The sequence below is a fragment of the Lactiplantibacillus sp. 7.2.4 genome (assembly GCF_018991185.1).
GTDB lineage: Bacteria > Bacillota > Bacilli > Lactobacillales > Lactobacillaceae > Lactiplantibacillus > Lactiplantibacillus pentosus.
Map to the genome: position 1 here is coordinate 1 of NZ_JAGYGS010000086.1, position 8,903 is coordinate 8,903.

Sequence of the window (8,903 nt, forward strand, 5' to 3'; positions counted from 1 at the left end):
AGACTGGAAAAGAGCCTAATCGTTTTTTAGTTGTGGTGGTCTTTAAGTCGTGTTATCTCAACCACTTCGGATGTGGATTTAATTAAGTGTTAGCTCTGGTTGCGCTGCGTTTTTGGAACTTATTGGTTGGAACCGCCGTGCTTGCCACATTCTATCGTTGTTGCTTTTTCTAAGGATGCGAGGTCGGAGTAGCCTTGTAGCGGTATCTCACCACGAGAAAGGCCACTCGTGATTGCTTGACTTCGAGCTAGGTCTAAGTTGTAACCTGACCTTATCGATAAGAATACAGGAGGTTAATTAGTATGTCAGAATTAAGTAAATTAGCAGCCGGTGAATGGTACCAATTCAAGGATAGCGGCGTTGCGGCTCAAAAAGCGCGGGCAGCTAAGTTGTGTCAGGAATTTAACCAAATTGCCGCGACGGATCCGGCTGCGCAGACGGCTAAGATGCAGGAAATTTTGGGAAGCTATGGCGTCAATTTGTCGGTGCAAGCCAATTTTAACTGCGATAATGGTCGCAACATTCACGTTGGCGATAACTTTTTAAGCAATTACAACCTAACTATTTTGGATATTGCACCGGTACACATTGGTGACAACGTGATGATTGGCCCCAATGTCGATATTTACACGGTCAATCATCCACTGACAGCAAGCGGTCGCCGTGCCAACCTCGCTCAGGGCCATCCGGTGACAATTGGTAATGATGTCTGGATTAGTGGTAAAGTCACGATTACACCTGGCGTAACAATCGGTAATAACGTGGTTGTCGCAGCTGGCGCGGTCGTCATGCATGACGTGCCGGATAACACACTCGTAGCGGGGGTCCCGGCCAAAGCAATTCGGCAATTAGAAGAATAGTGAGTGAGCTGAAAGGCGGTGTGAGCCGGCTTTTTTAAGGTCGCCTTTTGTTACCAGCAGTACCGGATGCAAAAACACGTTTAGCATGTCGGCGTTGATTCATAATTGCTTGTAGCAAATGATCATATTTTTACATTGATTAAAAATACGATGAAAATAAGTTTTATTTTTGAAAATTAGTTCTAGAAAGCGGCACCATTTATTATTACGCGTATACTTAAATTAGCGAACCAAAGAAATGAAAGAAAGAGGATGCCGTTTGTTACATTTAATCGAACAGTTGTATGGACCCTTCTTCAGCGCTGCCAACTGGGGCAACGTCGTGACATCCGCCAATGATTGGTTGATCATTCTATCATTAGCGATTATCGAATGTTTGTTGTCAGTAGATAACGCGGTGGTCTTAGCAGCTCAGACCCAGAGTTTGGATAATTTACAAGAGCGTGAAAAATCGCTATTCTATGGCTTATGGGGGGCCTATGTCTTCCGATTCTTGATTATCGGAATCGGGACGTATTTAATTAGTTTTTGGGAGATTAAAGTGTTAGGTGCGGCTTACTTAGGGTACTTAGTGTATCGGTACTTTAGTCAGCCCAAGGCGGGGGAGACCGTTGAGAAGAAACCCAAGAAGCAGCGGCGGTTCTTCGGCTTGAGCAAATTTTGGTCAGTGGTCTTACAGATTGAAATGATGGATATTATTTTTTCGATTGATTCTGTGTTAGCCTCATTGGCAATTTCAGACAATCCGGTCATTGTTTTGATCGGTGGGATGATTGGGATTGCCTGCATGCGGGGCATTGCAGAAGTCATCATGCGGTTGATGCGCAAGATTCCTGAATTGGAAACGATGGCGTATTGTTTGATTGTCCTGATTGTGATTAAATTATTTATCTCAATTCCAGCAATCGGCTGGGATATTCCAGCGACGGCCTTTGGTGGTATCGTCTTAGCTGCGTTTGCTGTGACACTAGCGATCCATTTCTGGCGTCGGCGGCGTAATCGTGGGCAACAGTTAGAAGAAAGGATGCGGAAGTAATGAAATTAGGTTGGATCGGAACAGGTGTGATGGGGGCGGCAATCGTCCGTAACTTAATGGCAGCGGGCTATGAGATGACCGTTTATAACCGGACCAAGCGCAAGGCGGATGACTTGGTGGCTAACGGTGCGAGATGGGCTGATACCCCCGCGGAAGTCGCCCAAAATAGTGACGTGGTCTTTACGATGGTCGGCTTTCCGAGTGATGTCGAACAAGTTTATTTTGGCCACGACGGCATTTTTGAAGGCCTGACAGCGGGTAAGACAGTTATCGATATGACGACCAGTCAGCCTAAATTGGCGGTCAAAATTGCGGACTACGCGACGGCGCACGGGATGCAGGCGCTGGATGCCCCCGTCTCAGGTGGCGATATCGGTGCCAAAAATGCGACTTTAACCGTCATGGTCGGTGGCGATGAACAGACTTACACTGCCATGTTGCCACTATTTAACGTGCTCGGTCATAAGGTCAATCATTTTGGTGCAGCCGGAACGGGGCAACATGCCAAGATGGCCAATCAAATCATGATTGCCGGCACCATGACTGGCTTAACAGAAATGTTACTCTATACCAAAGCAGCGGGCCTCGAACCAGAAAAAGTGTTGGCAACCTTGTCAAGTGGCGGTGCGGATAACTGGAGTATGGACAATTATGTGCCGCGGATTTTAAAAGATGATTACACGCCTGGCTTCTTTGCTCGGCACTTCCTGAAAGACTTACGTATTGCACTCAGTGAAGCGGACGCAATGGGCTTGAACTTAGTTGCGACCGCCCAAGCCAAGCGTTTGTACGAAGTGATGGTCGACGTCAAAGGACTGGGTGACCAAGGGACGCAGGGGTTAATTAATATCTATTAGTTGACAGACTGCAATCCAACTCACTGTCATAACGCGTCATAATATTCTCAAATACTAAAACAGGGTTCCTCAGAAATTGAGGAACCCTGTTTTATGCTTTTTAAGCGGTAAAATTAACTTTATTTCAACGTTGCTGCGGCTTTTTGAGCGGCGACGTTAATGATGTTCCAAGGCCGGTCGAAACCAGGTTGGAAGAAGAAGTCGGTGTAAGTTAAGTCATCAACGGTTAATTTGGCCTGAACGGCAACGGAAATGGCGTTGATGTTGGCGGTAACGTCATATTTCGACATGATTTGGGCACCTAATACTCGACCATCGGAAGGGTCAAAGGTCAGCTTGAACCAAACCTTGGTGTTACCAGCGGCTTCAGAAACAAACTTTGGCCGAATCGTGTCAGTGACGAGTACAGAAGCACTCTTGACACCTAATTTATCGGCAGTGCCTTCTTTGACACCGGTTGAAGCAAAGTGGTAGTCAAAGACTGAAAGGGCAGATGAACCTGAAACGGCAGGCATTGGAACGTCTTCGCCAAGTAAATTCTTAGCGGCAATCCGACCTTGGCGACGTGCATTCGTGGCTAGGGCAATCCGATTGTCCTTACCAGTTGGGGCAAATGGGACCAAGGTTGCATCCCCAACGGCATAGATGTCTTTGTCGCTAGTTTGGAGATGGTCGTTGATTTTAATCAGACCATGGTCATCAAGATCGACAACGTCCTTCAAGAAACCAGTTGCAGGCCGAATGCCGGCAGCGGTGACGACTAAGTCAGCTGGATATTCGCCTTGGTCGGTAATGACTTTTGTCACATGACCGTCGACGCCTTCGTAGGCTTTAATACCTTGGCCAACCGCAGCGTAAATGCCATGGTCCGCCATCGTCTTCGTTAAGACATCCGTGAATTCTTGATCAAGGTATAAACTGAGTAGCCGTGGTAATAAATCAATGACCGTGACATGCATCCCAGCCTTGGCAAAGACTTCGGCAGCTTCAATCCCAATGTAACCAGAACCGATAACGACCACGTTCTTGACGCTTGGGTCGACCGTCTTAGCCTTTAACTTGATGGCCCAGTCGCGACCACGCATTGCATAGATGTTTTCTAAGTCATGACCAGGGACGGGTAAGTCGAATGGAACTGCCCCGACACTGAGAACCAGTTTGTCGTAAGATTCATCACGTTCGTCACCAGTAGCATGGTCGATGACGTGCACACTGTGGCTGGCAGGGTCGACCTTGCTGATTTCACTATTAACGAAGACGTGAACGCCTTGTGCTTGCATACCTTCAGGAGTGGCATAGCTGACGGAGTTGACGTCTTTGACGGCACCTTCAAGGTATAACTGCATCCCACATGAGAGGAATGACAAGAAGTCACCTTTTTCGTACCATTGAATTTCTGTATCTGGTTGAGCGGCTAAAATACCGCGAACCGTTTCATAACCACCATGAGAAGAACCAACGACAATAACTTTCATAATTGTAAAGCCTCCAAATTTTAGTTTAGAACTGTTCTAAATAGAATATAACACTAACGCAGAAGATTCACAAGGGTAGTTTGTAATTATTCTAAATTAGTGAGCTTAAACTCACGTCTCGTGCGGACCAGATTGGTTAGAATTATTCTAGTTAGAATATAACACTAAATTAAATTGTTCACAACTAAAACGGTTACAATTTTTGCTAAAAAAACAGCCAATCAGCATCTTTCACTGACTGGCTGTCATTATTAATGGGGTTCAAAACGATGGTCGTTATTCAATGATATCAAAGAAGCTGAGCAATTTTTCCTTAGTTAGCTGTGCTTTTTCAGTCCCGCGAACATCGTATTTGATCTGGCCTTGATCGAGGACGATCAGACGATTGCCGTATTTGAGGGCGTCGTCCAAGTGATGAGTAATCATCAGACAAGTTAACTTTTCCTCAGTCACTCGTTGATTGGTCTGGGTCATTAATTGTTCGCTGGTCTTCGGGTCTAACGCGGCCGTGTGTTCATCTAGTAACAAGAGGTCTGGTCGTTGTTCGGTCGCCATTAAGAAGCTGAGTGCTTGGCGTTGACCACCGGATAGATTTTCAGTCGCAGTATTGAGCCGTTCAGACAGCCCATTGCCATCCATCGTTTCAGTCAGTTTCTGAAAGTGGGGCAGGTGCTTTTTGAGCTGACGTAGTTTCAAAGTTCGCCGTTTGCCACGCTGGCTGGCGAGCAAGAGATTTTCAGCGACGGTCATCCGTGGGGCCGTTCCCATCTTTGGATCTTGGAAGACCCGCGCAAGAAAGGCAGTGCGTTTTTCGACTGACATATGGGTGATGTCTTGATCACGTAAATGAATCGTGCCACTGTCAACGGGTAATTCACCACTGATGGTATTAAAGAGGGTTGATTTGCCCGCACCGTTGGACCCGAGGACGGTAATGAAATCGCCGTCGTACACGTCTAAGTTGAGGCCCCGCAAGATGGCGACCTCGTTGGGCGTGCCAGCATTGACCTTCGTGACGATATTTTTAAGTGCGAGTAATGGGGTTTTACTGTTCGTCATAACGTGCCACTCCTTTCTTCAAAACGTGGTTGAGATGTAGGGCCTTGCTGAATTGCGGTAACATCAAGCAAATGGCTAAAATCAAGGCTGATAATAAGTTCATATCGTTGGTGTTGAATCCGAGTTGAAGCACTAATAGACGGACGAACTGATACAAAATACTCCCGAGGGTCACGGCAACTAACCGTTGATTCAGAGTCAATTCACTGAAGACCACTTCACCAATAATAATCGAAGCTAACGCGATAACGATGATCCCAATCCCCATGCTGACATCGGCATAGCCGTTATTTTGGGCAATCAGCGCGCCACCCAGGCCGATAATACCGTTTGAAACCATCAGGCCCATGATCGTCATATTGCCGGTGTTGATGCCAATCGAACGGGCCATTTCACGATTATCACCAGTAACGATAAAGGCTTGACCGAGATTGGTCTGCAGAAAGACGATCAGAACGACCGTAATCAAAACGATGACGAGCAGGCCGACGAAGACGCTGTCGAAGTATTTCGGTAGTGATTCGAGAAAATGGTTGGAAAAAATCGTCGTCTTGCCGAGTAGGGAGACGTTGGAACTGCCGCCCATGATGCGCAGGTTGATGGATAGGCAAGCGGTCATGACCAGAATCCCAGCCAACAGAATCGGCACTTTACCTTTCGTGTAGAGCAGGCCAGTGACGAGCCCCGTAATGGCCCCAGCGACAAAGGCCAGACCAGATGCGGCGATTGGCCCCATCCCGTGGCTGATGGCCATGACAGCGGTGGCAGCGCCTAGTGGAAAGGTGCCTTCAACCGTCATATCCGGGAAATCGAGGATACGGAATGTGAGAAATAACGCGACGCCTAAGGTTGCCCATAAGAGGCCCTGGCCGATACTAGATACGATCATACTCATTTGTAAATAACCCCTTTCGTCTTAGCTTCCTTCAGCACGCTAGCTGGGAACTTGATGCCTAACTTCTTAGCTTCACTCAAATTGATCGTCATTTTACCCTTAGTAATGACTTTGATTGGATAGTTGCTGGTTGACTTGCCTTTCAGGACTTTGGCAGCCATCTCACCAGTCAATTTACCTAATTGGTATTGGTCGACGGAGAGGGTGGCGAGCCCACCAGCTTTGACCATCGTATCCACAGCTGGAATTACAGGAATTTTAGCTTTATTGGTGACAGAAACTAAAGTCTTCATCGCACTGGCGACCCCGTTATCTTGTGGGGCATAAACGGCATCGACATTGGCAGCCATCGTTTCAGCCACTTGTTGCATATCGTTGGTGTTGGAAATCGTGTACAACTTGTATTTCACGCCTTCTTGTTTACAGATGCGGGCAAACTTCTTGGCGTTGTATTCGCCACCGTGGTCGGAAGTCGTATAAATGATCCCAATCGTTTTGGCATTTGGCACCAGTTTGCGTAATAAATCTAAATGCGACTTCAGTGGTGATTCACCAGAAGTCCCGGTAATGTTGGCGCCGGGATGCTGGTCACTCTTGATCAAGCCACTCCCGGATGGGTCAGTGATACCGGCCAACATGACGGGCGTCTGCTTGTTGGCGGCTGAGGCCAAGGCTTGTGCGGCGGGTGTCGCGATACCGACAGTTAGAGCGGCATTTTCATTCATGAATTTCTGACTCATCGTCTTCAAATTACTTTGGTCACCCTGAGCGTTTTGATAATCGATTTTGACCGTCTTGCCATCGACGTAACCGTATTCCTTGAGACCAGCGACGACCCCGCGGTGAATCGCGTCAAGGGCTGGATGCGTCTGGAGTTGTAAGATGCCGACGGTCGGAACTTTGTTGCTACTAGTCGTCTTCGAACTCGCCGTGGACGTCGTCGACTTGCCAGTCATGACGAAGGCGACCCCTAGAAAGACGATCAGGGCGCTAATAAATGCAATCATTCGTTTCAATCTAATCACCTCAAAAAATTTCTTAAGCTCGGGCAGTCCTGAAGCCAATAAAAAAGGGCAAACCAGTAAGCTCTGGTTTGCCCTTTACGGAACCGAAGCCTGCTGTGTTAAAACCCATGCAGACTTCTTTGAATATCAAAGTGAGCCGGCACAGATACAAACTGTTTGCCAGATTGTATCCGTGTTGACGGCATTACAATCTGAACGGCCGGCTTTGCCATGAACTGTTCAAGTTAGTAATTGACTTTGACATGCTTGGTTCCTCGCTCTCGTTATTGAATGAATTCAGTATAGGCAAAGTCGAAAAAAGTGTCAAGGATAAATTTCGAAAAATCTTAAAAAATGGTGTGAAATCAACCATTGATTTTCATCAACAGACACTGTTTGGCGCCTAATACGTTGGTTGTCATGAATTATGATTAAATCATGCCAGTTTTTAAGTTCAAAAGCGGCCAGCTGAGGCCCGCTGGAAACAGTGCGAGTTAGCATAAACTTTCAGCGGTAGCTACGTCCTAGTCCGGCTTCCAGGCATTTCTGACAACGCCGGAACGTGGTGGACACAGATTTAAGCCGACAAATCACGTCTTAAATACTGGTCTTCCACTAACCAAGCACACAACGCTTGCTAAGTGGAATTTCACCACTGAGCATTGTCAGAAATACCTTCCAGCCTGGATGGTATTCGAAAGGCAGACATATGCGGACTCAACTTTTGATGGGCTGGTCGTTGAGTTTTAACAAACGGTTATGTTGAAAGTCAAATGCAAGACAGGTCTCCGATAATTTTTCAGCCATCTCGCTCATGTTTAATTCCGCAGTCCACCAGTAACACTGATTGATCTCAGAATTCTAACTAGTCTGTTGAGTTAGCAAGGTTTTGAACACCAAATGGTTGATAATTCTCTAGATGAACTGTATGACTTGCTTCTGGAAGTATTGAATAATTGTCAGACTTTTTTCTCAGTATTTAAATATCAAAAAGATTCCCTGTACAATTTCTATTTTTATCTGAAAGTCCAGTCACCTAATATTCAGTGATCAATTGCACCCAGATAGGTGGTCGTTCATCAGCCATTCGAGTGGCTTCCCGACTGTAGGGGCCGGCGGACAATGCTCAAGGGCGAAATTCTTCTTGTCCGGGTGGGTTTCCCCGGGCTAGAAGAAGACTCGTATTTGAAGTTGCGCAGTGTTTTTCTGCGTGAGTTCAAATCGATGTCCGCCCTGTTCCAGTGTTGTCAGCCGGCCCCGGAAGTCGGACTAGGGCGCGCATCGGCTGACGAACAGCAATCCAAACTGGCATGATTTAATCATTTTCAATGCTAAACAATAACAAGCACCACCCGTGATGAGATAAATTTTCGAAATTATGAGTTGACAGCTTCAAAATCTGGTGTTAAATTAGTTTTAAATTAAAAACAGATTAAGACGTTGAAGAGAAGAGTAGTTGTATTACCGATTTTCAGAGAGCTTCGGAATGGTGTGAGAAGTAATCGGGCGTATAACGAAGATGAGCTTGGAGTCATGACGCGGGTCGTAACGGCTACGCGTGCGGTTGCAACCGATATATTGCGGGGTTTCCTAGTCTTGACTAGGGCACTCGTCGAGGTTGTGATCGTGAGATGACAACGAATAACGGTGGTAACGCGAAAGCTTTCGTCCGTTAGTTTCAATTATGAGACTAATGGACGGAAGCTTTTTTTATTGG

The 8,903-nt window shown here is 46.6% G+C and carries 8 protein-coding genes and 1 other annotated feature; of the genes, 4 read left to right on the forward strand and 4 right to left on the reverse strand.

Annotated features, from left to right (window positions below):
* Positions 1–302 precede the first annotated feature (302 nt).
* The 3 genes from KGF70_RS15690 (at position 303) to KGF70_RS15700 (ending at position 2,753) form a co-directional block, all read left to right on the forward strand.
* Positions 303–860, forward strand: a complete 558-nt coding sequence (locus tag KGF70_RS15690) for a sugar O-acetyltransferase (protein ID WP_216769513.1) — start codon at positions 303–305, stop codon at positions 858–860.
* 259 nt (positions 861–1,119) lie between these two features.
* The gene (locus tag KGF70_RS15695; protein ID WP_216769514.1) at positions 1,120–1,896 is read left to right on the forward strand and encodes a TerC family protein; all 777 of its coding nucleotides are present in this window, start codon (positions 1,120–1,122) and stop codon (positions 1,894–1,896) included.
* Positions 1,896–2,753, forward strand: a complete 858-nt coding sequence (locus KGF70_RS15700) for an NAD(P)-dependent oxidoreductase (protein WP_216769516.1) — start codon at positions 1,896–1,898, stop codon at positions 2,751–2,753. Before KGF70_RS15695 ends, KGF70_RS15700 begins: the two co-directional genes overlap by 1 nt.
* Before the next feature lie 119 nt (positions 2,754–2,872).
* On the opposite strand, the gene KGF70_RS15705 is transcribed toward KGF70_RS15700, so the two are convergent.
* The 4 genes from KGF70_RS15705 to trpX form a co-directional block, all read right to left on the reverse strand.
* Positions 2,873–4,228, reverse strand: coding sequence for an FAD-dependent oxidoreductase (locus KGF70_RS15705; protein WP_216769517.1), 1,356 nt, complete (start codon positions 4,226–4,228; stop codon positions 2,873–2,875).
* A 276-nt stretch (positions 4,229–4,504) separates the two neighbouring features.
* On the reverse strand, positions 4,505–5,287 hold the full coding sequence (locus KGF70_RS15710) for an ABC transporter ATP-binding protein (RefSeq protein ID WP_050339480.1): 783 nt from the start codon (positions 5,285–5,287) through the stop codon (positions 4,505–4,507).
* Entirely contained in the window at positions 5,274–6,182 is a 909-nt protein-coding gene (locus KGF70_RS15715; RefSeq protein ID WP_216769518.1) for an ABC transporter permease, read from the reverse strand. Before KGF70_RS15715 ends, KGF70_RS15710 begins: the two co-directional genes overlap by 14 nt.
* Positions 6,179–7,189 carry a tryptophan ABC transporter substrate-binding protein gene (gene trpX, locus KGF70_RS15720; protein ID WP_050339762.1) on the reverse strand — a complete coding sequence of 337 codons (1,011 nt, stop codon included), beginning with the start codon at positions 7,187–7,189 and terminating at the stop codon, positions 6,179–6,181. Before trpX ends, KGF70_RS15715 begins: the two co-directional genes overlap by 4 nt.
* A gap of 1,119 nt (positions 7,190–8,308) precedes the next feature.
* Between trpX and KGF70_RS15725 the strand changes: the two genes are divergently transcribed.
* Complete coding sequence (locus KGF70_RS15725) at positions 8,309–8,500, forward strand: hypothetical protein (protein ID WP_216769519.1); 192 nt, start codon at positions 8,309–8,311, stop codon at positions 8,498–8,500.
* 117 nt (positions 8,501–8,617) lie between these two features.
* Positions 8,618–8,862, forward strand: a binding site (T-box leader).
* Positions 8,863–8,903 lie beyond the last annotated feature (41 nt).